This window comes from Affinirhizobium capsici (assembly GCF_977018625.1).
The window spans coordinates 984845-1007751 of the sequence record NZ_CDRNXD010000004.1 but is presented as its reverse complement, the minus strand read 5'-3'; the positions used below and the strand labels follow the sequence as shown (position 1 = coordinate 1007751).

General features: G+C 52.9%; 24 protein-coding genes and 1 tRNA gene. 11 read left to right on the top strand and 14 right to left on the bottom strand.

Annotation, left to right across the window (positions count from 1 at the left end):
* Positions 1 to 325 precede the first annotated feature (325 nt).
* The 5 genes from AC0JZ1_RS08275 to AC0JZ1_RS08255 form a co-directional block, all read right to left on the bottom strand.
* Complete coding sequence (locus AC0JZ1_RS08275; RefSeq protein ID WP_471881909.1) at positions 326 to 3241, bottom strand: valine--tRNA ligase; 2916 nt, start codon at positions 3239 to 3241, stop codon at positions 326 to 328.
* A 231-nt stretch (positions 3242 to 3472) separates the two neighbouring features.
* Entirely contained in the window at positions 3473 to 3820 is a 348-nt protein-coding gene (locus AC0JZ1_RS08270) for a phasin family protein (RefSeq protein ID WP_471881908.1), read from the bottom strand.
* Between the two features lie 163 nt (positions 3821 to 3983).
* Positions 3984 to 4187 carry a DUF3126 family protein gene (locus AC0JZ1_RS08265; RefSeq protein WP_377396462.1) on the bottom strand — a complete coding sequence of 68 codons (204 nt, stop codon included), beginning with the start codon at positions 4185 to 4187 and terminating at the stop codon, positions 3984 to 3986.
* Between the two features lie 111 nt (positions 4188 to 4298).
* On the bottom strand, positions 4299 to 5123 hold the full coding sequence (cysE, locus tag AC0JZ1_RS08260; protein ID WP_471881907.1) for a serine O-acetyltransferase: 825 nt from the start codon (positions 5121 to 5123) through the stop codon (positions 4299 to 4301).
* 97 nt (positions 5124 to 5220) lie between these two features.
* Positions 5221 to 6000, bottom strand: coding sequence for an alpha/beta fold hydrolase (locus AC0JZ1_RS08255; RefSeq protein ID WP_471881906.1), 780 nt, complete (start codon positions 5998 to 6000; stop codon positions 5221 to 5223).
* 159 nt (positions 6001 to 6159) lie between these two features.
* On the opposite strand from AC0JZ1_RS08255, the gene AC0JZ1_RS08250 reads away from it, so the two are divergent.
* Together AC0JZ1_RS08250 and AC0JZ1_RS08245 are read left to right on the top strand one after the other, a co-directional pair.
* Entirely contained in the window at positions 6160 to 6405 is a 246-nt protein-coding gene (locus tag AC0JZ1_RS08250; RefSeq protein WP_165221864.1) for a zinc-finger domain-containing protein, read from the top strand.
* Positions 6406 to 6416: 11 nt separating this feature from the next.
* Entirely contained in the window at positions 6417 to 7592 is a 1176-nt protein-coding gene (locus AC0JZ1_RS08245; protein ID WP_471881905.1) for an FAD-dependent oxidoreductase, read from the top strand.
* Here the strand turns inward: AC0JZ1_RS08245 and AC0JZ1_RS08240 are convergent.
* A complete protein-coding gene (locus AC0JZ1_RS08240; protein ID WP_471881904.1) occupies positions 7578 to 8768 on the bottom strand; it encodes a cystathionine beta-lyase in 1191 nt (396 codons plus the stop codon). The two genes, AC0JZ1_RS08245 and AC0JZ1_RS08240, sit on opposite strands and share 15 nt — an antisense overlap.
* Positions 8769 to 9108: 340 nt before the next feature.
* On the opposite strand from AC0JZ1_RS08240, the gene AC0JZ1_RS08235 reads away from it, so the two are divergent.
* The 4 genes from AC0JZ1_RS08235 to AC0JZ1_RS08220 all read left to right on the top strand — a co-directional run bounded on the left by AC0JZ1_RS08235 (position 9109) and on the right by AC0JZ1_RS08220 (position 13389).
* Positions 9109 to 10131, top strand: a complete 1023-nt coding sequence (locus AC0JZ1_RS08235; protein ID WP_471881903.1) for an amino acid ABC transporter substrate-binding protein — start codon at positions 9109 to 9111, stop codon at positions 10129 to 10131.
* Positions 10132 to 10246: 115 nt separating this feature from the next.
* Positions 10247 to 11440, top strand: coding sequence for an amino acid ABC transporter permease (locus AC0JZ1_RS08230; protein WP_471881902.1), 1194 nt, complete (start codon positions 10247 to 10249; stop codon positions 11438 to 11440).
* A gap of 36 nt (positions 11441 to 11476) precedes the next feature.
* Entirely contained in the window at positions 11477 to 12595 is a 1119-nt protein-coding gene (locus AC0JZ1_RS08225) for an amino acid ABC transporter permease (RefSeq protein WP_471883392.1), read from the top strand.
* 14 nt (positions 12596 to 12609) lie between these two features.
* Positions 12610 to 13389, top strand: coding sequence for an amino acid ABC transporter ATP-binding protein (locus tag AC0JZ1_RS08220; RefSeq protein ID WP_471881901.1), 780 nt, complete (start codon positions 12610 to 12612; stop codon positions 13387 to 13389).
* Between the two features lie 87 nt (positions 13390 to 13476).
* Here the strand turns inward: AC0JZ1_RS08220 and AC0JZ1_RS08215 are convergent, their stop codons facing one another.
* Positions 13477 to 14121, bottom strand: coding sequence for a hypothetical protein (locus tag AC0JZ1_RS08215; RefSeq protein ID WP_471881900.1), 645 nt, complete (start codon positions 14119 to 14121; stop codon positions 13477 to 13479).
* Positions 14122 to 15158: 1037 nt separating this feature from the next.
* Between AC0JZ1_RS08215 and AC0JZ1_RS08210 the strand changes: the two genes are divergently transcribed.
* The gene (locus AC0JZ1_RS08210; protein WP_471881899.1) at positions 15159 to 15422 is read left to right on the top strand and encodes a hypothetical protein; all 264 of its coding nucleotides are present in this window, start codon (positions 15159 to 15161) and stop codon (positions 15420 to 15422) included.
* Between the two features lie 12 nt (positions 15423 to 15434).
* Here AC0JZ1_RS08210 and AC0JZ1_RS08205 read toward each other — a convergent pair whose 3' ends face one another.
* The 4 genes from AC0JZ1_RS08205 to AC0JZ1_RS08190 all read right to left on the bottom strand — a co-directional run bounded on the left by AC0JZ1_RS08205 (position 15435) and on the right by AC0JZ1_RS08190 (position 16557).
* Entirely contained in the window at positions 15435 to 15614 is a 180-nt protein-coding gene (locus AC0JZ1_RS08205) for a hypothetical protein (protein ID WP_471881898.1), read from the bottom strand.
* Between the two features lie 87 nt (positions 15615 to 15701).
* A tRNA-Lys gene (locus tag AC0JZ1_RS08200) sits at positions 15702 to 15777 on the bottom strand.
* Positions 15778 to 15880: 103 nt separating this feature from the next.
* Entirely contained in the window at positions 15881 to 16144 is a 264-nt protein-coding gene (locus AC0JZ1_RS08195; protein ID WP_471881897.1) for a DUF2171 domain-containing protein, read from the bottom strand.
* 80 nt (positions 16145 to 16224) lie between these two features.
* Positions 16225 to 16557: a hypothetical protein gene (locus AC0JZ1_RS08190; RefSeq protein ID WP_471881896.1), complete on the bottom strand. Its 333-nt coding sequence runs from the start codon at positions 16555 to 16557 to the stop codon at positions 16225 to 16227.
* A gap of 215 nt (positions 16558 to 16772) precedes the next feature.
* Here AC0JZ1_RS08190 and AC0JZ1_RS08185 point away from each other — a divergent pair, with 215 nt between their 5' ends.
* The 4 genes from AC0JZ1_RS08185 to AC0JZ1_RS08170 all read left to right on the top strand — a co-directional run bounded on the left by AC0JZ1_RS08185 (position 16773) and on the right by AC0JZ1_RS08170 (position 20718).
* Positions 16773 to 18080 (top strand): efflux RND transporter periplasmic adaptor subunit, encoded by a 1308-nt coding sequence (locus AC0JZ1_RS08185; RefSeq protein ID WP_471883391.1) that lies wholly within the window; start codon positions 16773 to 16775, stop codon positions 18078 to 18080.
* Between the two features lie 13 nt (positions 18081 to 18093).
* A complete protein-coding gene (locus AC0JZ1_RS08180) occupies positions 18094 to 18804 on the top strand; it encodes an ABC transporter ATP-binding protein (RefSeq protein ID WP_471883390.1) in 711 nt (236 codons plus the stop codon).
* Positions 18794 to 19996, top strand: coding sequence for an ABC transporter permease (locus tag AC0JZ1_RS08175; protein WP_471881895.1), 1203 nt, complete (start codon positions 18794 to 18796; stop codon positions 19994 to 19996). Before AC0JZ1_RS08180 ends, AC0JZ1_RS08175 begins: the two co-directional genes overlap by 11 nt.
* An 86-nt stretch (positions 19997 to 20082) precedes the next feature.
* Entirely contained in the window at positions 20083 to 20718 is a 636-nt protein-coding gene (locus tag AC0JZ1_RS08170) for a GntR family transcriptional regulator (protein ID WP_471881894.1), read from the top strand.
* Between the two features lie 34 nt (positions 20719 to 20752).
* On the opposite strand, the gene sufA is transcribed toward AC0JZ1_RS08170, so the two are convergent.
* The 3 genes from sufA to AC0JZ1_RS08155 all read right to left on the bottom strand — a co-directional run bounded on the left by sufA (position 20753) and on the right by AC0JZ1_RS08155 (position 22860).
* Entirely contained in the window at positions 20753 to 21145 is a 393-nt protein-coding gene (gene sufA / locus AC0JZ1_RS08165) for a Fe-S cluster assembly scaffold SufA (RefSeq protein WP_471881893.1), read from the bottom strand.
* 94 nt (positions 21146 to 21239) lie between these two features.
* Positions 21240 to 21620, bottom strand: coding sequence for an SUF system Fe-S cluster assembly protein (locus AC0JZ1_RS08160; RefSeq protein ID WP_377395868.1), 381 nt, complete (start codon positions 21618 to 21620; stop codon positions 21240 to 21242).
* A gap of 10 nt (positions 21621 to 21630) precedes the next feature.
* Positions 21631 to 22860 (bottom strand): cysteine desulfurase, encoded by a 1230-nt coding sequence (locus AC0JZ1_RS08155; protein ID WP_471881892.1) that lies wholly within the window; start codon positions 22858 to 22860, stop codon positions 21631 to 21633.
* Positions 22861 to 22907: the final 47 nt, after the last annotated feature.

Sequence of the window (22907 nt, the reverse complement as noted above, 5' to 3'; positions counted from 1 at the left end):
CGAGGGTAATCATTCGCAAGCAAAACACAACTTCGCCACTTTTCGCCGCACCGCAAAAACATCCCAGCAAAATTTACGTAAAAAATTGAAACACTAGCGAAATATGCCATTCTGTTGAAACAAATTTTTCGCCGTAAGCTCCAGAGGGGCCCGGCATAGATTATTATTTCAAAACGCGACAGAAAGTGGCAGATCCGCAACAAAGGCGGATTTAGGCGAGTTTGTGACTATTTATTGCAGTTCAGGGCGGAACCGGACCATCGAAATGAAAAAGCCATCGATGTCACGCACCGATGGCTCCCGTTTTGCGAATCTATAAGGGCAATCAACCCGCTTCGCTGACTCGTTGAAGTGCGGTTCTAAGGCTTGCCTGCCGCACTTCCAATTCGGCCAGTCTTTCCCGTTCAGCGGCGACAACCTCGGGATCAGCATTGGCAACAAATTTCTCGTTGCCCAGCTTCTTCTGAGTACGATCAATATCTGCATCAACCTTGCCGAGAGCCTTCTCGATACGAGCCTTTTCTGCGGTCAGATCGATCAAGCTGCCAAGCGGAAGACAGGCCGTTGCCTCGCCGATGATAACCTGTGCCGCACCCCGCGGCGCAGTTTCAGCAAGCTCAATGCTTTCCACGCGAGCAAGACGCTCAATAGCCGCCCGATGACGCTGCAGCCTACCCTGCGTCAAGGCAGAAGCTCCCACAATGATCAGAGGGGCTTTGGCAGAAGGCGGAACATTCATTTCCGAACGGGCGGAGCGAAGACCCGTGACGAGATCCACAAGCCAATTCATTTCCGCGGCTGCACCATCATCAGCGAAGGATGGAGCAGGCCAATCTGTGTGACACAGCAAGTTGGAACGTTCGGAGGTGTGAGCCCAAAGCTCCTCAGTCATGAACGGCATAAATGGGTGAAGCAGCTTATATGCTTCTTCCAGAACATAGGCCACGCAAGCTTGCGCCTCTGCCTTCGCCACCTCGTCTTCTCCAGAGAAGATTGGCTTCAGCAATTCCAGATACCAGTCACAGACTTGGTTCCAAACGAAGCGGTAAAGAATTCCCGCCGCATCATTGAAACGTTGTGTCTCAATTGCAGTGGTAACATCAGCAATGGTCGAGGAAAGTTCAGTCAAAATCCAGCGATTGACCGTTAAGGTCGCGGCTTCCGGCAGGAACTTCGGATCACGCTTGACGCCGTTCATCTCCGCGAAACGCGTTGCGTTCCATAGCTTCGTACCGAAGTTGCGGTAACCTGCAATTCGCGCCGGATCAAGCTTCACGTCCCGACCCTGTGCCGCCATGATTGCCAGCGTGAAGCGCAATGCATCGGCTCCGTACTCGTCAATGAGTTCTAACGGATCAATGACATTGCCCTTGGACTTGGACATCTTCTGACCGTTCTTGTCCCGCACCAGTGCGTGAACATAAACAGTGTGGAACGGTTCGACAGAATTGCCTTCCTCATCCTTCATGAAATGGATGCCCATCATCATCATCCGGGCAACCCAGAAGAAGATGATGTCAAAGCCGGTAACAAGAACGCTCGTTGGATAATACCGAGCCAGTTCCGGCGTTTGATCCGGCCAGCCCAGGGTAGAGAACGGCCAGAGAGCAGAAGAGAACCACGTATCCAGAACATCTTCATCGCGGGTCAGGATCGACCCCGGCTCAAAGTTCTCAAGCCTTTCCTGAACCCAGGCTTTCCATGGACCTTCATGGGCAAGATAATGCTGTACAGCAGCATCCATTGCCTCTTCCTCAGTCTTCTCAACAAAAACCTGACCGTCAGGACCATACCATGCAGGAATCTGGTGGCCCCACCAAAGCTGACGAGAGATGCACCAAGGCTGGATATTTTCCATCCACTCGAAGTAAGTCTTGTCCCAATTCTTCGGAACGAAATTTGTGCGCCCTTCGCGAACGGAAGCGATAGCCGGTTCTGCCAGCGTCTTGGCATCAACGAACCATTGATCCGTCAGCATAGGCTCGATGACCACGTTCGAGCGGTCACCGAAGGGCTGCATGATCTTCTTGTTCTCCACGAAGGGGATGTCATTGCCTTCGACATCCTTCGTCGTGACAGCCAGGCCCTCAGCATTGATTGCATCCACAATCCGCTTGCGGGCTTCATAACGGTCCAGCCCGCGATACTCGTCCGGCACAAGGTTGATATCATCAACCTCAGCTTCAGACGGCAAGCGGCCCGAACGTGTGATTTCAAGAGCGAGCTCAACGCAGCGCGCATAGGATTCGCCGTCGCTTCGCAGCCTAGCCTCTGTATCCATCAGGCGATAGAGCGGAATGTCGTTTCGCTTGGCGACCTGATAATCGTTGAAGTCATGTGCGCCGGTAATCTTGACGGCACCAGAGCCAAAAGTCGGGTCCGGATATTCATCAGCGATAATTGGGATAAGACGGCGATGCTCCTTTGGACCAACCGGGATTTCGCAAAGCTTTCCAATGATCGCGGCATAGCGCTCATCAGATGGGTTCACCGCAACAGCGCCATCGCCCAGCATGGTTTCCGGACGTGTGGTCGCGATGGAAATGTAGTTGCGCTCTTCTTGGAGGACGATGTTGCCGTCCGCATCCTTCTCCACATAGGTATAGGTTTCACCCCCTGCGAGCGGATATTTGAAGTGCCACATGTGGCCGTCAACTTCACGGTTCTCAACTTCGATATCGGAGATTGCCGTCTCGAATTTGGGGTCCCAATTCACCAACCGCTTTCCACGGTAGATCAAACCCTGCTTGTAGAGCGTGACGAAGACTTCCAGAACGGCTTTAGATAGCCCCTCATCCATCGTAAAGCGCTCTCGCGACCAATCGCAGGACGCACCCAATCGCTTTAGCTGATTGAAAATCAAGCCGCCGGATTCAGCCTTCCATTCCCAAACTTTGTCGATGAAAGCCTGACGTCCAAGCTCGCGACGACCCGGCTGTTGGGCTTCCATCAGCTTGCGTTCGACAACCATTTGCGTTGCGATGCCTGCGTGGTCCATTCCCGGTTGCCAAAGCACATCCTTGCCTCGCATCCGCTCGAAACGCACCATGATGTCCTGCAGCGTATTGTTGAGCGCATGGCCCATGTGCAAGGAGCCCGTCACATTCGGCGGCGGAATCACGATGGTGAATGTCTCAGCACCGGGTTTAGCATTTGCGCCAGCACGAAACGCATCCGCCTCATCCCAGGCAGCGGCAATTTTCGGTTCGACGGAGGCAGAATCATAGGTCTTTTCGAGCATTTTCTGACCGGAAATTTCGAGTTCTCGTTGTTGGCTGTAAATAGGACTGCAAAAAGCGAGTCAATAAAAAAGCGGCGATAATTAGGGTGCGGCTGTGACGCAGACCTTCTTGACCCTATACATGGTAATCAGCGCAGCAGCGGAAATGCAAAAGGCCGAAACATTGTTCAAATGTCTCGGCCTTCAAATTGTCCAAGCACCACTTCAGCGCAGCAGGAATTGCGCAGTCACTTAAACAGGCGTTTTTATCAAACCAGTTGATTGAGGAACAGCTGCCTCGAATGGTTTGGCCACCGTCTTGCCAAGGTCGGCATAAAGTTCGCCAATGCGCGTGCTTTGAGCTACAAAACCTTCGTAAGCGGATTTGGCAAAACCAGCCTGCAATTCTAACGCGGTTTCGACATTGCGAACGCCCATCAGGCGCTCCATGTGCGCGGTGAAATCCTGGAAAACCCTACGGGAATAATCGGTGTTTTCAGTCGCGATGGCCTGAAGGCCTTTTGCCACTTCGGAATAGTTCTTCAACATGCCGTCGAGAACCTGTTTGCTTTGACGGTTTGCGTCATCAAGATTGAACATTCTCCACCTCCTGAGTTCATTCAATTCCTGATAGAATTATTTTGCACCGCAAAAGTCAAGCGTCTCTCGTTCGCAGTTGCGAGAAGCCTTTGCACGAAAGGCTGCATCGGCCATAAAAAAGGCGAACCGAAGTCCGCCTCATTCATGTTTCATGTCGGATCGATCAGAGATCGACGTCGAGGATGGCCATCGAGAAGTTGTAGGAACGCTCATCGTCCTCGTCATCCACATAAACGACGCCAAGAAATTCATCGCCCGCGTAAACCTCTGCGGAATCGTCCTTCCGGGGACGCGCCTTAACGCTCATCGTCGGATTGAACACACGCTTGAAATAGGCGTCGAGTTTCTTGATTTCTTCAGCTTTCACCGGTGTTTCTCCGTCTTCTTTATGGTTCGGCGGCTTTTGGCATGGTATCGCGCCGAATGTAAAGGAGCTTCCGTCATTCTCTCCCCTGCAAACGACACTCCGCGGACCCGATCAATCCTCGCTAGCGATCATCTGGTTCATCAGACGTGATGGTTCGGTACATCCTGCCGCACCGACCACTTTGGCCGGAACGCCGGCAACAGTTGAGTTATGCGGCACGGATTTTAAAACAACCGAGCCTGCGGCAATACGCGAGCAGTGTCCGACATCAATGTTGCCGAGAATCTTGGCCCCTGCCCCTATCAAAACCCCGTGACTAATCTTGGGATGACGGTCGGCACCTTCTTTGCCCGTGCCACCTAACGTCACGCCGTGTAGAATGGAAACATTGTCGCCAATGACCGCAGTTTCCCCGACCACCAGACCGGTTGCATGATCAAGAAACAGACCCTTACCAATGCGGGCAGCAGGATTGATATCTGTTTGGAATACACTCGAAGAACGGCTTTGAAGATAAAGCGCAAAATCACGGCGGTCGTTGTTTATCAACCAGTGCGCAAGCCGATGGGTCTGGATCGCGTGAAACCCCTTGAAGTACAATACGGGTTCTAGAAACCGTGTGCACGCGGGATCACGGTCATAATAGGCCTGAATGTCGACACGCAGTATGGAACCCCATTCCGGCCAATGCGCCAGCATTTCATCAAAGGTTTGCCGCAACAGAACGGCCTGCATATCGGGATGGTCAAGCCGCTCGCAGATGCGATGGATGACGCAATCTTCCAGCGATTTGTGGTTTAGCACAGTGGAATAAAGGAAGGCCGCCAGAACAGGGTCACGCTCCGCGCCCGCCTTAGCTTCCTGTCGCAGGCTATCCCAAATAGGATCGACCGAAGCGAAAGGCTCCTGAACTCGAATGTCGCTACGTGCCACCATGGCGGTATCCTCTTGCTCGAAGAGCTAATGATATAGAACACAATTGGTGAAACACCAATGACCGCCGGAAAATCCGACCAATGGCCAAAGCCATTGCTCATCCGATTTCTCGATAGAAATCCAGCACCGCTGCCTTGAACACCTTGTCTCCAACCGCCAGCATATGATCCCGGTTGGGAATATCGAGTGCGCGCGCGTTTGGCATCAGTTCGGCAAGTTCATGAGGAGACCCGGCAATATCATCCTTCGTTCCGACTCCAATCAAAGTTGGAACCTTGATGGTGGCCATTGCCTGCCGCTCCACGAGGTCACGGGATCCACGAATGCAGGCAGCCAGAGCGTTGCGGTCGCTTCGCGTTTGATCAGCAAAGGCACGAAACATCTTCCCGCGCTCATGAGAGATACCGGTTGGATCATCGGCTAAAAGAGCATCCGCAATTGGGTCCCAATCGCCAACGCCATCGGTCATGCCAATACCCAGGCCGCCAAGAACGAGCGAGCGAATGCGGTTCTGATGGTTGAGTGCCGCAAAGGTAGAGATGCGAGCACCCATTGAATAACCCATAAAGTGAGCAGCCTTGATCCCCAGATGATCAAGCAGGGCAACCGCATCGCCCGCCATGACCCAGGGACGGTAAGCATCCGTTTCCAACGGCTTGTCACTGGCACCGTGGCCGCGATTATCAATTGCTATGACGCGGTATCCAGCATCCGCCAGTGTTTTCAGCCAACCCGGATGAACCCAGTTCACGCTTGCGCTTGAGGCAAAGCCATGAATAAGCAAAACGGGTTCTCCCGTTGCATCGCCTTCATCGAAATAGGCCAGCGACAATCCGTCATGCTCAAAGCGGGAGAATTCAGGCGTATTGAGATTCATCGAAAAACTTTCTATTGCGGTCAGCAAGACAAGATAATTGCGCAGCAACTTCCCAAGGTGGAATTCACGTTATTCCAGTCGAGGTTTTGTTTGCACCCCTACACATTCGGCGGCGGCACGGGTAATGTCGCCACATAACAAAGCAACTGGAGAATTTCCATGGCCGGTCACGGTATCCCTCATTTTCAGAACGACGGTGGACATCGCCTGATTGAAGTCGGGGTAAAGGAATTCATGTGCACCGGCGCAAACGTGCCATTCGATCATCCGCACATTTATATCGATATGGGCGATGACAATGAAAAGGTCTGCTCCTACTGCTCCACGCTTTATCGTTACAATCCTGCGCTGAAAGCTGAGGAAACCAATCCTCCCGGCTGCGTCTTCCACGTGAAGGCTGCTTAAAGCTTCCAATCATGACCATCAAATCTGCTGCGATTGTGGGGGCCGGCATGGCTGGCCTCACGGCTGCACTGGCACTCGCAAAGCACGGCATACGGGTTCATGTCATTGAACAGGCACCTTACCTGGCTCAGGTTGGCGCAGGGCTGCAGGTATCACCCAATGCTGCACGAGTGCTGGCCAAGTTGGGAGTTCTGACTGACTTGGAGACTGTCTGGGCCGAACCCCAGTTCATTCAAATGGTTTCGGGCCACAGTTTGCGCAAGCTTGCATCTCTCCCTTTAGGAGCGGCGGCGCGGGAACGCTGGGGGGCGCCCTACGGAGTGTTGCATCGCGCCACGCTTCAAAATGCACTCGCAAAAGCCGTACAGCAAAATGAATATTGCGAATTAGTTCTCGCTCGAAGATTCGAGCAAGCTGACAAGGCTGCCATATCTGCATTGACTGGCGTCACACCGGATCTCATCATCGGCGCAGACGGTGTGTGGTCGAGCATCCGAAACAAGATTGTAAATGCGCCGGAACCGGATTTTTCCGGAAATGTTGCCTGGCGCTTCACCCTACCCTTCGAATCCTGTCCATCCTTTCTCGATCCCTCCAACGTCACAGCATTTTTAGGACCGTCCGCACATATGGTTGCCTACCCGTTGAGGGAAGCAAGCGTGTTTAATATCGTCGCCATAGCAGCAGGCATCAATCCAGGTGAGACTTGGGATGCACAAGCCTCTACCGAACAAAAACGAATTCTGCTCGAGCAGTTCAAAGGTTGGAGCAACGACATTTTGAACATGCTGAGGCACATCGAACAGCCTCGCTTCTGGCCACTTTACCAGGTTAGCGATGGTGCCTGGCAGGATGGGCATTTTACGGCGTTGGTGGGCGATGCCGCTCATGCCATGATGCCCTTCTCCGCCCAAGGCGCAGCAATGGCAATTGAGGATGCTTACGAATTGGCGGAGCGGGTGAGCATATGCGATGATCTGCCTGCGGCTTTGCACGCTTATGAGAGGTCACGCAAACATCGCACTGCGCTGGTTCGCCGAAGAGGCGACTTCAATCGCTTTGTTTATCACGCACGCGGACCTGTTCGCGTGGCGCGTGATTTCGTTCTGTCATTGCGTCCGCCGCAATCGCTCGCGGCAGACCTTGATTGGCTATACGGCTACGAGTTCACCCTAGGTCAAAGCTGAGACTGCCGCGAAACCAGCCTCCAAATCGCGTTTAAGATCGGCCACATCTTCAAGGCCAATTTGAAGACGGATAACAGGGCCGGTTTCGGGTGCCTTGCAGATTGTACGGTCTGAGAGGTTGACGTGAACTGCCAGACTTTCATAGCCACCCCAGGAATAGCCAAGGCCAAAGATGCTGAGCGCGTCCAAGAAAGCATGTGCCTTCGGCTTGAACTGTGCCTTGTCGTCTACCTTCAAAACGAAGGAGAAAATGCCGCTTGAACCGGAAAAATCCCGTTTCCAGATATCGTGTCCGGGGAAACTTTCCAGCGCGGGGTGCATCACGCGATCAACAAGATCCAGTGTTTCAAGCCAACGGGCAATTTCAAGCGTGCTTTTTTGGTGATGAGCAAGCCGTACTCCCATGCTGCGCAAGCCACGCAAAATGAGATAGGAATCCTCTGGTGCACCACAGATTCCCAACGAAAGTTGAGTTTCGAGCAGACGCGGCCAATGTTGCGCGTTTGCAGATACCGAGCCCATGACAATATCAGAATGACCGGACGGGTACTTGGTTGTTGCATGCATTGACACATCAACACCGTGATCAAGTGGCCGGAAGTACAAAGGCGTTGCCCATGTATTGTCCATGGTCACGACACATCCATGCCTATGTGCAATTTCTGAAATAAGTCGTATATCTTGCATCTCAAAGGTGTTGGAACCGGGCGCTTCCGTATGAACGAGCCTCGTATTCGGGCGGATCAAACTTTCAAGTCCAGCTCCAACAGCGGGGTCGTAATACTCGACCGAAACGCTGAGGCGCTTCAAAGTCGTATCGCAAAATTGGCGGCAAGGTCCGTAAACTGAATCGACGATGAGGGCATGATCGCCAGCCGAAAGATAGGCAAGAAATGGAATGGTTATCGCAGCCAGGCCGGACGGCACCAGGATTGTGCCAGCCGCTCCTTCCAGCTCGTTAAAAGCTTCACACAGTGCATCTGTGGTTGGCGTACCGCGCGTGCCGTAGCTGTATTTCTGGCCTCGCGTTTCCATCGTATGCGCATCAGGGAACAGCACAGTCGATCCGCGCGTGATAGGTGGGTTTACAAAGCCGTAAAAGTTGGCCGGGTCATTCCCGAGATGAGCAAGGCGGGTGTTTTCGCCTAAGGCATCGACGGCGGTTTTGTTTTTCATCTGACGAATGTTCCTGCATCGAAATGACGATTCAATGCGGTGCTATCACGGATCATCGTCAAGCCAAAATGCTAAAGGAAGCTATGCATCATGTGGTCAAAAAACGACATCATCAGCTCCAAAAACTGCACAAATTTGCAGATCTTGCCTCATATATCATCAGCACACTGAAATTTGTCGAATTTTGGGCGCTAATATAAAAGGCAACTCTTGACCGGCGCGAAGATTTCCGACTGTGATACGCCCGGCTCGTTTTGGGGAGGCCTTGCGAGCAAACTCATGGAAAATAACTCTTCGTGAGTAATTTATTCTAAAAAACAAACAGACAAAGGTTGGGAAAATGAAAAAGACAATCCTGTCAGCCGCGATTGGCGCGGCAGTCCTTGGCGCCGCCACGGCTGCATCCGCTGCCACGCTTGCAGACGTGAAGGCAAAGGGCTTTGTATCCTGCGGCGTCAGCAGCGGCATTCCGGGCTTCTCCAACCCGGATGATAAGGGTGAATGGACCGGCATCGACGTCGACTACTGCAAAGGCATCGCCGCAGCTGTTTTCGGCGACGCTTCGAAGTACAAGGTTGTAGCGCTGTCTGCCAAGGACCGTTTCCCGGCCCTTCAGTCCGGGGAAATCGACGTCCTGACGCGTAACACCACCTGGACACTGAGCCGCGATACATCGCTGGGCTTCAACTTCCGTACGGTAAACTACTATGACGGTCAGGGCTTCATTGTTAAGAAGGCTCTCAACGTTAAGTCCGCTCTCGAACTCTCGGGCGCAGCCGTTTGCGTTCAGCAGGGAACGACGACCGAACTGAACCTGGCCGACTACTTCAAGGCCAACAACCTTCAGTACAACCCGGTTGTTTTCGAAAAAGAATCTGACGCGACAGGCGCATATGACTCCGGCCGTTGCGACGTTTACACGACCGACCAGTCTGGCCTGTACGCTATTCGCTTGAAGATGAAGAACCCCGACGAAAACGAAGTTCTGCCGGAAGTCATTTCCAAGGAACCGCTTGGACCGGCTGTTCGCCAGGGCGACGATCAGTGGTTCGACATTGTTTCCTGGGTCCACTACGCAATGGTCAACGCTGAAGAATTTGGCGTAACATCCAAGAACGTCGATGAAATGAAGACCAGCGGCAGCCCAGACGTGAAGCGTCTTCTCGGCTCGGAAGAAGGCACCAAGCTCGGCACGGATATGGGTCTCACCAACGAATGGGCTTACAATGTGATCAAGCACGTCGGCAACTACGGTGAAGTCTTTGACCGCAACGTCGGTCCGAGCACTCCGCTGAAGATCCAGCGCGGCCTGAACGCACTGTGGACAAAGGGCGGCCTGCAGTACGCTCCTCCTGCACGCTAATACTTTAGATCCTTTAGAAAAATGTTGAAGGCGGAGTCATCTCCGCCTTCGGCGTAAACAAAACCCGAAAGGGCAATAAAACGCTCAAAAGAGCATGTGAGAGGGAAAAGTGCCCATGGCAGGCGACGCGCTCAGCTCGGGAAAGCCTCGAAAGAGTCTTTCTTCGCTGATTTACGACCCGCAAGCGCGCGGAATATTTTATCAGGTAGTGACAGTCGCTTTGGTAGCGCTGTTTGTTTGGATCGTGACGCAGAACACGATTCACAATCTCCAGAGAGCCAACATTGCATCCGGCTTCGGCTTTCTGCAGGGGCGCGCTGGCTTCGATATCGGCCAACGTCCAATCGACTATACGAGTGATTCCACGTACGGACGAGCACTTCTTGTAGGTCTGCTCAACACGCTTCAAGTCGCGATCGCGGGCATCATTACCGCGACAATTATTGGCTTTATTGTCGGTATCGCGCGGCTGTCTCATAACTGGCTAATCGCGAGACTAGCGCAAACGTATGTTGAAATCTTTCGAAACATCCCTCCTTTGCTGGTTATATTCTTCTGGTACAAGGGCGTCATAACTATTCTTCCGCAAGCGCGTGAATCGCTCGCACTTCCTCTTGGTTCCTACCTGAATAACCGTGGCCTATTCTTTCCCAAGGCTGTTTGGGGCGAAACTGCCTGGGTCGCTGGGGTTGCGTTTATCATTGCGGTTATTGCCTCCATCCTGATTTCCAATTGGAGTCGCAGGCGGCAGGCAGCCACCGGCAAGCAATTTCCATCTGGCTGGGTAAGCCTGGGCCTCATTGTGCTCGTGCCACTCGCGACTTTCATCGCGCTTGGCTTGCCGGTGACATTTGATTATCCAACCGCTAGCCGTTTCAACTTGACGGGTGGCTCCGTTGTCGCACCCGAATTTATTTCTCTCTATCTTGCGTTGTCCTTCTACACCGCGTCGTTCATTGCTGAAATCGTTCGTGGCGGCATCAAGGCGGTGGCCAAGGGGCAATCAGAAGCAGCAAGCGCCTTGGGCTTGCGGCCAAATGTGACAACTCGCCTGATCATTATTCCTCAGGCAATGCGGATTATTATCCCGCCGCTGACAAGCCAGTATCTGAACCTTACGAAGAACTCCTCTCTGGCAGTTGCCGTCGGTTTCGCCGATGTCGTCGCTGTCGGCGGAACGATGCTGAACCAGACAGGTCAGGCAGTTGAAATTGTCGCTCTCTGGCTTGCAATCTATCTGTCGCTATCGGTTACGACCGCGCTCTTCATGAACTGGTTCAACGCAAAAATGGCGCTGGTGGAGAGATAAATGTCGAACACTGATTTTACATATGTGCGTCAGGAAATGACGTCACCGCGCAGCGCACCTTCCAGTCAAAAAGGTGCGGTGCATTGGCTACGGGTAAATCTTTTCGCCACGCCCAAAGACATCGTGATGAGCATCTTGGCTCTGGCGCTTCTCGCTCTTGCTTTGCCCCCGATTATCCAGTGGCTCTTCATCGATGCTGTGTGGACTGGAACAGACCGAACAGCATGCCTGACGGTCGCACAGGGCGGCGCCCTTCCGGATGGTCAATCGGGCGCATGCTGGGCATTCGTTTCAGCGAAGTTCCAGCAGTTCATCTTTGGCCGCTATCCTCTGGATGAGCGTTGGCGCCCGATGTTCGTCATGGCGATGTTCGTCGTCCTGCTTATCCCGATGCTGATTCCAAAAGCGCCAGCCAAGGGTTGGAATGCATTGGCTCTGTTCATCGTGCTGCCGGCTGTATCCTTCTTTCTGCTGACCGGTGGCTTTGGCCTTCAGCCAGTAGAGACACAGCTCTGGGGCGGCCTCATGGTTACGCTGGTTCTGTCCTTCTTCGGCATTACGGTGTCACTGCCAATCGGTATACTTCTCGCTCTGGGCAGACGGTCAAACCTCCCAGTCATCAAGATGCTTTGCGTGCTCTTCATTGAGGTCGTGCGCGGTATTCCATTGATCACGGTTTTGTTCTTCGCCAGCGTGATGCTGCCGCTCTTTCTTCCGGATGGCTGGACTTTCGATAAGCTACTGCGCGCACTCATCGGTGTATCCATCTTCTCCTCAGCCTACATGGCGGAAGTCATTCGTGGTGGTTTACAGGCCATGCCTCGTGGTCAGTATGAAGGTGCGGATTCTCTGGGTCTGGGCTATTGGCAGAAAATGCGTCTTGTCATCCTGCCGCAGGCGCTCAAGCTCGTCATTCCTGGCATCGTCAATACTTTCATTGGACTGTTCAAGGATACCTCGCTTGTATCCATCATAGGCATGTTCGATCTGCTGGGTATTGTCACACTGAACCAGGCTGACCCGAATTGGGCAACACCAGTCACGCCAGTCACCGGCTATGTTTTCGCAGGTTTCGTGTTCTGGATTTTCTGCTTCGGGATGTCTCGTTATTCGCTCTTCATGGAACGCCATCTCGATACTGGTCACAAGCGATAAAAGGGGAATTTTCTATGTCCGCTCAAAAGGCAAACAACAGCGCCATGACGGTATCCCAGACCGATGTCGCGATTGAAATTACCAATATGAACAAGTGGTATGGTGATTTTCACGTACTGCGTGATATCAACCTAAAGGTCATGCGCGGCGAACGCATCGTCATTGCAGGGCCGTCGGGTTCTGGTAAATCAACCATGATCCGCTGCATCAATCGCTTGGAAGAGCATCAGTCCGGCCAAATCGTCGTTGACGGAATCGAACTGACGAATGACCTCAAGAAGATCGATGAAGTGCGCCGGGAAGTCGGCATGGTGTTCCAGCACTTCAACCTCTTTCCGCACCTGACTATCCTTGAGAACTGCACACTTGCGCCTATTTGGGTTCGCAAGATGCCCAAGAAGCAGGCGGAAGAAATTGCGATGCATTATCTCGAGCGCGTCAAAATTCCGGAACAGGCGAATAAGTATCCTGGGCAGTTGTCTGGCGGTCAGCAGCAGCGTGTTGCCATTGCTCGTTCGCTCTGCATGAAACCAAAGATCATGCTATTCGACGAACCGACTTCTGCTCTCGATCCCGAAATGGTCAAGGAAGTTCTCGATACCATGGTAAGCCTCGCTGAAGAAGGTATGACCATGCTTTGCGTGACTCACGAGATGGGCTTCGCAAGGCAGGTTGCTAACCGAGTTATCTTCATGGACCAGGGACAGATCGTCGAGCAGAACTCACCTGCCGAGTTCTTTGACAATCCTCAGCACGAGCGCACAAAGCTCTTCCTGAGCCAGATTCTTCATTGACGGATATTGGCGGGGCACTTCGGTGCCCCTCTCCTTATGTGGGTTCTTGTAACCTAGCATTTCGGCGCGAGAGCCGTGTTACTGCTGTTACCAACGGATGGAATAACGGGCATTTATGGCTGGCCTCGGCGCCGGACCAGTAAGCGAATCGACCTGCCCTGTTACCTTGATGCGCTTGCCGATCTTTTGTTCGATAGCGACAGTCGTAGTGACATGACTCAGGCTATCGGCGCTGCCTGCGCTGACTAGAACAGCACTACCCCAGTTAGGGTTGGACCATCGGATGCTCTGTGACGCATTGAGCCCGCCCCAGGAGCCCAGGTTCTGATCATAGGAAACTGCAATACTTCTTTTCAGTTCCATATCCAGGTCAGGGCTGATGATGCGTTTGCTGGAGAGGCCCATCTGCGCGCTTGTATATCCAGTGACCGCATTTAGATCGAACGCAATGTCACGATTAAGTTGGTAGGCCGCGGTTTTGACGGAAGCTGCCTTCACTTGGCCCCATAACCTGACTGGAACTTCCGCAGGACCGCCTTTTACTGTGGATTGCACCCCTAGATCGACGCCCGTAGACGCATAATCATAGCCTGGGATACGCAATCCAATACGCGCAATATAGGCGGTGTCAGACAGCTTACTAGGTGCCCAAATAAGCGCAGCCTCCTCTGCGTGCGCTCCAGATACGCAAACTGAGTAGACTATCGCGATGGAAATCGGGAGGGACCGCATAACGCTCTCCGTTGTTCATCTCTATTCGAAGGGGCTACTACCCTATTCCCAAGGCGAGTTGGAGACACACCTGAATAGAACCTGAACAAATTGATTTGATGAGGGACAGCGATCGAATTCGGGACAACACAGCAAATCGCCTAAAATGTTAACTCGCCATTAACGGATTTCGTTAACCCATGCTGAAAATGAGCAACATTTTTTTGGAGCGCCTGTTCAATCCCAAGCTGAATCATGCAGCGTAAGGATGAACAGAAGTGATCGGAAAATTACATGCAGTGGCCCTCTCTTGCTTTCTGGTAATCGCTTCGATTGAACCCTCTTACGGAGAAAGTCTCTCGATAGGAGGAGAAAACTGAATAAGCGTTGGTGTTGGCACAAGCGATGGCTTGGGGGTCAACGCATCAATTGGCGGGAGTGGTGGCATCAACGCAGATACAGCAGTCGGTGGCTCGCAGGGCCTTTCAGACGCTAATGCCTCTATTGGTGGAAGCGGCGGGATCACGGCCGACACCAATCTTTCAAAACGAGACGGCCTGGGAATAGATGTCGGGGCATCTGTTGGCGGAAGACCGGGCTTGAACGCAAATGCCAGTGCCGACATTGGCAGCTCCGGCCGTTCAGGAATTGGCGTTAATATTGGCCTCGGCGGAGGATCCTCCGCTACCAACAATTCGGGAGGCGGAAGCAACCCAGACGGCAGTGTGGGAAACAATGCTGGCAGTCCAAATTTCAACAATAGCGGAAGTAATGGGGGCCGGAGCCTTTCCGATGCCCAGCGCAACATGTTCTCCAGCAAATCCCGAAGCGAGCAAAGGCGTATTCTCAATCGCTGCACGGATCTAAGGAGCGGCGGCGCAGATCGCGAATTGATCAAGCTTAGCCAGATGCTTCGTATGAGCTCTTCACGTTGAGAATGGCTCTCACCTGGTACTGGTACTGGTACCCGCCCCTGTCCTGGGCCTGATTTAGACTTGGCAGCTGGATGTTCCGTCGCTACCTTCACCTTAAATGTTTTTATGAATTGGAACGATACAATGACCGCCCGACGCACCTTACACATGGCGGCTTTCCTGGTTCTTAGCCTTGGGCAGAGCAGCTGCTCCACTTCCGCAGGAATAGAACCATTTCCAGCCAGCCTGACCTACGGTGGACGATCACCCATCGTCGATGCACGTGTCGGCAGTTCATTCAGTTATGAGGTAAGAGACCAGTTTGGCGACCGCTATTCGGAACTTTATGAGGTTCAACCGGACCACACCGTTCGACTCGTAACACGTTTCAAATACTCTCGTCCCTGAGACTTAAAGAGATCACTGTTTTTCGCCTGAAGAACGGCCATCCGAACTTCTGGATCTCTCCTCGAATCGATCAGCGCCCTTGGCGAGATCCGAGCCCTTACTTTCCTCAGTCCTAAGCTCTTCGGCGCGTGCTTCGCGCAGCAGAGCATCAGCAGACCGGGCACCTTCGTCGTTCGACACTTCCTTTGTCATGCAATCCTCCATACTAACGGAATGACAGCAAAACAAACTGGAAGCTCCAGCGTTCCGACAATTTAATGATCTTCAGGAAGTTAAAAATGGTGAGAGCACAGGGATTCGAACCCTGGACCTACTGATTAAAAGTCAGTTGCTCTACCGGCTGAGCTATGCTCTCTCACCAACAGCGCTAGCGCTTCGAAAGTGGGCGGAACATATGCAGATGGCTTTCCGCGGTCAACCCGCGGAAAGCAAAAATCTATGATTTCAACAAGTCAAAATTAATGGGTCTGCCGACCGTCTTGTTCTTCTTCGAAATAATTCACTGCATCAGACGCATTTGCAGAGAGACGAACCTTATCGCCTTCCACATCTGCCACCAGCTCAAGAGAAAGGAAATGGTGGTGACCGCTGTGGCTGCCCTGGCCGCTATCCTTTTTTGTCAGCTTTATTCGGCTGCCTTCTACATGGTCCACAGTGCCGACATGAACGCCATCAGCACCGATGACTTCGGCATGTTCGCGAATTCGGGATGCATCAACCATGATCTTCTCCTTCTTGTTTCTACATCGCCTCAACGTGCGATCTGATCAAAGGATGCATCCGGTTTCGTTCACCTCACATTTTATTCATGAATTTCATAAGACCCAAGCTCGCAAAGATTTTGTGTATCTTCAGTCGTATCGAGGTTTGAATCCTCCGTGAACTCAAACCGCATGTTGTACTTGCAGACGCGGCGGCCATCACGGATGGTAATACGAATGCTTTCCCCCGGCTCCAACACATCGTTACCGAATACGTCTTCTTCCCACTCATCCACGCCTACAGGCGATGTGTAGAACCGCTCAAGCGTGGAGTTCGTGTTGTTCTTAAGCATGAAAACGAGATCTTCTGCCTTAGCTGGCAAAACAGCCATTGCAGCGAAAAGAAAAGATAAAACAAGTTTTGATATTCGCATGATCTACCCCTCATCATGATTGATTCCAGCGCGCTGGTAACCAAGCTGGTAAAGGCCGCTCACCCTCCGCGCCAGCCCTTCCTTTAGACTTTGGGCGTCAGATCAATGCTTACACATAATTCACTTGGTATCTCACTCGTTTCATGGCATCTCGCGGGCAAAGTTGACAAATCGAGCATGGATTTAAGGTCAGGCAGCGGTTGCAAAAAATGGATGTGAATAAGAATTCGACCTCTACCGGTGATACGAACAACAATACGCCTCACCTTGCGGCTGTGTTGACCGAAAGTCGCGGCAAAAAACGGGGTGCTCGCCGTTTCGTGCTACCAATTTTGCTCCTTGCCGCTTGCGCGGGCGCATACGCTGCTTACGGAAAATGGACTGGCTCCCAACCCGCATTTCAATATGCTACGGAAAATGTGAAACGCGGTGATTTGTCGGTTATCGTAACAGCCACTGGGTCTGTTCAGCCAACAGATCAGGTTGATATCTCGAGTGAGCTTTCCGGCACAATCCGAAAGGTCAATGTCACCTACAATAGTCCCGTCAAATCGGGAGAAGTTCTGGCAGAGCTCGATACGAACAAGCTACAGGCAGATGTGCAGAGCGCACGGGCGAAACTGGCGTCAGCCAAAGCCAATGTCATCAAGGCTGAGGCAGAACTTGGCTCGGCTCGCGCGCAACTGGAGCGACTCAAATCACTTGTAAGCAATCGCATTTCTAGCCAACAGGAGCTGGACACCGCCCAGTTTGCCTATGATTCAGCGCTTGCAACCAAGCAGATCAACGAAAGCACGGTACTTTCTTCAGAGGCTGACCTGCGCTTGGCAGAGGTCAATCTGTCGAAGGCAAAGATCTTGTCTCCCATCGAGGGCGTAGTGCTAACTCGCGATGTGGATCCGGGCCAGACTGTCGCGTCCTCCCTTTCCGCCCCAGTCCTTTTCACCATCGCGGGTGATTTGAAACAGATGGAGCTGCAAGTCTCCGTTGATGAGGCCGATGTTGGTCAAGTCAGTCAAGGCCAAACCGCGACCTTCGCAGTCGACGCCTACCCTGAGCGGAAGTTTCCAGCAAAAATCGAAGCCGTGCGTTTTGCGTCTGAGACGGTCTCAAATGTTGTCACTTATAAAGCTATACTGACGGTCGAGAACAATGATTTGCTCTTGCGTCCAGGTATGACTGCGACTGCAGACATAACAGTGCAGTCGGTTAAAGACGCGCTCCTGGCGCCGAATGCTGCTCTTCGCTTTACGCCTCCGGCAGCTTCCTCGTCCGCTGGGGGCGGAATGCTGTCCCGGCTGTTTCGAACGCCGAGACCACCGGGAGCGGGCAGAAATCGAACAGGTCAATCGACGGAAGGCGCGACGCGCCAAGGTCGCACTCTGTGGGTTCTACGGGACGGTCAACCCCGCCCGCTCAAGATTGAAACAGGCGCGACAGACGGGAGGTTCACTATAGTGACCTCAGGTGACCTGAAGGAAGGGGATCAGGTCATCACGGCGGCGACGGCACGTGGTGAGTGAAAGCTTTCAAACCATGCAGGCGCCATTGATCGAGTTTAGGAATGTCTACAAGATTTATGGACGTGGCGAAGCGACCATAAAAGCGCTTGAGGGCATCAATCTTTCCATCACCGCTGGCGACTTCGTGGCCATCATGGGCCCTTCAGGTTCAGGCAAATCCACAGCCATGAACATTCTTGGTTGCTTGGATGTACCAAGTGGCGGCGATTACCTTTTTCAAGGCATATCGACGACAGACTTCGATCGCGAAAAATATACGCTGCTACGGCGACATATGCTTGGCTTCGTCTTCCAGGGTTTTAACCTGCTGGCACGAACGTCTGCAGTTGAGAATGTAGAACTTCCACTCGTGTATCGTGGCATGGATGCGCGCCAGAGGCGGAAGAAGGCCCTTGAAGCTTTAGAACAAGTAGGCCTGAAAGGTCGTGAACACCACACGACGCAGGAGCTGTCCGGTGGACAGCAACAGAGAGTGGCCATTGCCCGCGCCATTGTGACAGATCCAGCGGTTTTGCTGGCAGATGAGCCCACAGGTAATCTGGATACGAAGACCAGCGTCGAGATTATGAATCTCATCACAAGCTTGAACAAGGAACGCGGTATAACGGTTATCATGGTGACGCATGAAGAAGACATCGCTGTCTATGCCCGCCGTCTATTGAAGTTCTTGGATGGCCGGCTAGCTTCCGATTCCGACGCTGGGAGCGAAACCGATGTGGTTTGAAACCATCAAGCTCGCTTGGCGTGCGATAAGCCGCAATATGCTGCGTTCCTTTCTCACCGTGCTTGGCGTCGTCATCGGCGTTGCCGCTGTTATCGCAATGGTGACCATCGGCAACGGCACGACGGAACAGGTACGGCAGGAATTAAGTCGCCTCGGCACAAACACACTCTTCATCCGCCCAGGTCAATGGGGTCCCGGCAGAGCCAGCACCGAAGCGAAGCGTTTTACGGATGCTGATGTCACTGCAATCCGCGACCAAATCGGCGGCTTGCGAGCTGTTGCACCAATTAATCGCAGCACAGCAACTGTCATTGCTGGTGGGCAAAACCGCTCCACAAGCGTGACGGGCACAAATAATGACTATTTGATCGCACAGGATTGGGATCTTGCTCTGGGGCGGAATTTTCTTCCCGCAGAAGAAAGAGGACAAGCGGCTTGTCTTATCGGCCAGACTGTTCGACGCGAGCTTTTTGGCGGGGCAGATCCTGTTGGCCTGTCCATACGTGTGGGGAATGTTGCCTGCCCTATTGTAGGGGTTCTACAAACCAAAGGTCAGTCGGGCATGGGCGATGACCAGGATGATACCGTAATCATGCCACTCAAGCTGCACCAGCGAAGGTTGGGTGGAACGACTACGATATCCAGCATAACTCTCTCGGCGATGGATGGAATATCGACAGCCAAAGTTCAGGCAAATGTCGAAGCCTTGCTGCGTGAACGCCGAAGAATTTCAGTTGGCAAAGACGATGATTTTTCAGTCAGTGACATGACACAGATTGCGTCAGCCATGACAGGAACCACAACGCTTCTGACTGGGCTTCTCGGGGCCGTGGCAGCTGTGAGCCTGCTTGTGGGCGGCATCGGCATTATGAATATTATGCTCGTTTCGGTGACAGAAAGAACCCGTGAGATTGGCATTCGCCTCGCAATTGGTGCGTTGGAAAAGCAGGTACTGCTGCAATTCCTTGTCGAGGCTGTGATGCTGTCGATCTTCGGAGGCGTGACAGGCATTATCACGGGCCTGGGCCTCGCTTATCTCGCAGTGAGCTTGCTGAAAGTGCCGTTCGTTGCAAGCCCTGCCATTATTGGGCTGGCTTTTGCTTTCTCAGCTTTGATCGGCATGATTTTCGGCTACTTCCCCGCAAGACGCGCGGCACAATTGAACCCAATCGACGCCTTGCGTCATGAATAATTTAAAACCGATTAGATGACATAGATTCGCGCTTCTCCTGATTGAGATTATCACGCCGTCTGTGTTATCTCGCCGCAATGGATCACATGACGACACAGAACGTCTCGGCAGAATCGCTAAGCCGCCAAGCCTATCGAAGCTTGGAAGAGCTAATCGTGACCTTGAAGCTTGCCCCCGGCACTTTGGTGAACGAAAGACAGCTCATAGAAATGTCTGGCCACGGCCGCACTCCGGTGCGAGAGGCAATTCAACGATTGGAATGGCAGGGCCTTCTCATTGTGCGCCCGCGCGTTGGCTTGCAGATCACTGAGATCGACGCCGGTGACTACCGCGACATCATGGCTGTGAGGCGAAGACTGGAACCTCTAGCAGCCTCTCTTGTGGCCAGCCATGCGGATGAGCGTCAACGTGAACGTCTGATACACTGCGCAACAGAAATGGGCAGAGCTGCCGCCAAAGCAGATATTTTGGCATTTCTTGCTGCCGACAAACGGTTTGATGAAATCGTTGAAGAAGCCTGTCCCAATCAATTCCTCACGGGTTCGCTTGCCCCGCTTCAAACCCATGCTCGACGGCTTTGGTTCTCCACCGCAACGGTTGATGGCCTTCGCCAATCTGCAGAGCTGCATCTTACCGTCATTCGCGCCATGCAGCAGCGCAACGCAAACGAAGCTGGTCAGGCCACTGAACAGCTTCTCAATCAACTCGGCGATTTGTTGTGATTAAACCCACTCGCTGCCTGAAAAGACTGGCGTTTCAAGCGCTATGGTTTTCCGCTGCGCGCTCTTTCGCCAAGGCAGCAAGATCTGCAGGTTTCAACTCCACGGATTCGCCGCATCCGCAAGCAGATGTCTGGTTGGGGTTGTTGAAGGTGAAGCCGGAGCGCATCTTCGTCACTTCAAAATCCATCTGCGTACCGAGTAAATAAAGCACAGCGGATGGTTCGACCCAGACCTTGGCGCCTTCATGCTCCACCAGGTCATCCTTTGCATTTGCCTCGATGACCAGATCGATGGTGTATTCCATTCCGGCACAACCGCCCTTTTTGATACCGACGCGGATACCCTTCGCATCAGGACCGGAATTTTCAACGATTGCCTTCACACGGTTGGCGGCAGCATCGGTCATAGTCATTATTGCAAAGCCCATGGGCCTATTCTCCTTTACCCGACCGGATTCAAGGTCCAGCGGTTACGGTTCTCAATGTAAGTGACTGTAAGGGCCGGATCAACCGGCCCTGCTATCAATACCAACCAACGGCGACCTGCGCCTCCTCCGACATGCGCTCAGGCGTCCACGGCGGATCGAACGTCATCTCCACTTCAACGCCCGATACACCTTCAACGGCGCCAACAGCATTTTCCACCCAGCCCGGCATTTCACCGGCAACAGGGCAGCCCGGCGCGGTGAGGGTCATGACGATTTTGACAAGACGGTCGTCTTCAATGTCGATCTTGTAGATCAGACCGAGTTCGAAAATGTCCGCCGGGATTTCTGGATCGTACACGGTCTTCAAGGCCGATACGATATCATCGGAAAGACGGGCAAGTTCCTCAGGCGGAATGGCGGATTGGATGATCCCTTCACGGGCATCCCACTTTGGAATTGTTTCTTCGGTCGACATTCTTTCGTCCTCAGGCAAAGAAGTTTCGCGCGTAATCCAGCGCATCAGCCAGCGCGTCCACTTCGGCGCGCGTGTTGTACATCGCAAATGATGCACGGCAAGTGGAAGTTACGCCGAAGCGTTTCAAGAGCGGCATTGCACAATGGGTGCCCGCGCGAACCGCAACGCCCTTCCGGTCGATGACCATCGAGACATCATGGGCATGAATTCCGGCAAGCTCGAACGAGAAAATTGCGCCCTTGCCCGGCGCATTGCCAATGATACGCAGAGAGTTGATCGCGCTTAAACGCTCATTCGCATAGGCTGTCAGATCGGCTTCATGAGCGGCAATCGCCTCGCGTCCAACCTTTTCCATGTAATCAAGAGCATGGCCGAGACCGATGGCCTGAACGATGGGCGGAGTGCCTGCCTCAAAACGATGGGGCGGATCATTATAGGTGACGAAATCCTCCGCCACATCGATGATCATTTCACCGCCGCCCTGAAATGGGCGCATCTCCCGTAGGCGTTCTTGTTTGCCATGAAGCACGCCAATGCCGGATGGACCGTAAAGCTTGTGGCCCGTCATGACATACCAGTCACAATCAATGTCGCGAACATCAACCGGCATGTGCACAGCACCCTGGCTGCCATCGACCAGCACCGGAATGCCGCGCTCACGCGCTAGTTTGCACACATCCTTCACCGGAACGACTGTTCCAAGCGCATTGGACATCTGCGTGACTGCGATAAGTCGCGTCTTGTCCGTCAGGCACTTTTCGAATTCTTCAAGATGAAATGCGCCATCATCATCCACCGGCACCCAAACCAGCTTCACACCCTGCCGTTCACGAAGGAAATGCCAAGGGACGATATTGGAGTGGTGCTCCAATATCGTTAGCACAATCTCATCGCCTTCTTTGAGGTGGGGCATGGCCCACCCATAAGCCACAGTGTTGATGGCCTCAGTGGAATTTTTGGTGAAAATGATATCGTCTACCGAACCTGCGTTCAAAAACCGACGAACCTTCTCGCGCGCAGCTTCATAAGCTTCAGTCGCCGCATTAGAAAGATAATGCAACCCTCTGTGAACATTTGCATATTCGTGAGAGTAGGCGTGAGAAATTCCATCAATGACAGATTGCGGTTTCTGAGCCGAGGCACCGTTATCCAGGTAGACCAGAGGTTTGCCATGGACCATCGTTGACAGGATCGGAAAATCGCGACGGATCGCTTCGACATCATAGGTCATGATGGCCATCTCACATGTTCAGCGAACAAAGGGATTAGACGAGGGCGGCCAGTATT

Coding starts and splice junctions, on each gene's coding strand:
- AC0JZ1_RS08275 (WP_471881909.1), bottom strand. CDS start 3,241: ATGCTCGAAAAGACCTATGATTCTGCCTCCGTCGAACCGAAAATTGCC.
- AC0JZ1_RS08270 (WP_471881908.1), bottom strand. CDS start 3,820: ATGTTCAATCTTGATGACGCAAACCGTCAAAGCAAACAGGTTCTCGAC.
- cysE (WP_471881907.1), bottom strand. CDS start 5,123: ATGGTGGCACGTAGCGACATTCGAGTTCAGGAGCCTTTCGCTTCGGTC.
- AC0JZ1_RS08255 (WP_471881906.1), bottom strand. CDS start 6,000: ATGAATCTCAATACGCCTGAATTCTCCCGCTTTGAGCATGACGGATTG.
- AC0JZ1_RS08250 (WP_165221864.1), top strand. CDS start 6,160: ATGGCCGGTCACGGTATCCCTCATTTTCAGAACGACGGTGGACATCGC.
- AC0JZ1_RS08245 (WP_471881905.1), top strand. CDS start 6,417: ATGACCATCAAATCTGCTGCGATTGTGGGGGCCGGCATGGCTGGCCTC.
- AC0JZ1_RS08240 (WP_471881904.1), bottom strand. CDS start 8,768: ATGAAAAACAAAACCGCCGTCGATGCCTTAGGCGAAAACACCCGCCTT.
- AC0JZ1_RS08235 (WP_471881903.1), top strand. CDS start 9,109: ATGAAAAAGACAATCCTGTCAGCCGCGATTGGCGCGGCAGTCCTTGGC.
- AC0JZ1_RS08230 (WP_471881902.1), top strand. CDS start 10,247: ATGGCAGGCGACGCGCTCAGCTCGGGAAAGCCTCGAAAGAGTCTTTCT.
- AC0JZ1_RS08225 (WP_471883392.1), top strand. CDS start 11,477: ATGACGTCACCGCGCAGCGCACCTTCCAGTCAAAAAGGTGCGGTGCAT.
- AC0JZ1_RS08220 (WP_471881901.1), top strand. CDS start 12,610: ATGTCCGCTCAAAAGGCAAACAACAGCGCCATGACGGTATCCCAGACC.
- AC0JZ1_RS08215 (WP_471881900.1), bottom strand. CDS start 14,121: ATGCGGTCCCTCCCGATTTCCATCGCGATAGTCTACTCAGTTTGCGTA.
- AC0JZ1_RS08210 (WP_471881899.1), top strand. CDS start 15,159: ATGACCGCCCGACGCACCTTACACATGGCGGCTTTCCTGGTTCTTAGC.
- AC0JZ1_RS08205 (WP_471881898.1), bottom strand. CDS start 15,614: ATGACAAAGGAAGTGTCGAACGACGAAGGTGCCCGGTCTGCTGATGCT.
- AC0JZ1_RS08195 (WP_471881897.1), bottom strand. CDS start 16,144: ATGGTTGATGCATCCCGAATTCGCGAACATGCCGAAGTCATCGGTGCT.
- AC0JZ1_RS08190 (WP_471881896.1), bottom strand. CDS start 16,557: ATGCGAATATCAAAACTTGTTTTATCTTTTCTTTTCGCTGCAATGGCT.
- AC0JZ1_RS08180 (WP_471883390.1), top strand. CDS start 18,094: ATGCAGGCGCCATTGATCGAGTTTAGGAATGTCTACAAGATTTATGGA.
- AC0JZ1_RS08175 (WP_471881895.1), top strand. CDS start 18,794: ATGTGGTTTGAAACCATCAAGCTCGCTTGGCGTGCGATAAGCCGCAAT.
- AC0JZ1_RS08170 (WP_471881894.1), top strand. CDS start 20,083: ATGACGACACAGAACGTCTCGGCAGAATCGCTAAGCCGCCAAGCCTAT.
- sufA (WP_471881893.1), bottom strand. CDS start 21,145: ATGGGCTTTGCAATAATGACTATGACCGATGCTGCCGCCAACCGTGTG.
- AC0JZ1_RS08160 (WP_377395868.1), bottom strand. CDS start 21,620: ATGTCGACCGAAGAAACAATTCCAAAGTGGGATGCCCGTGAAGGGATC.
- AC0JZ1_RS08155 (WP_471881892.1), bottom strand. CDS start 22,860: ATGGCCATCATGACCTATGATGTCGAAGCGATCCGTCGCGATTTTCCG.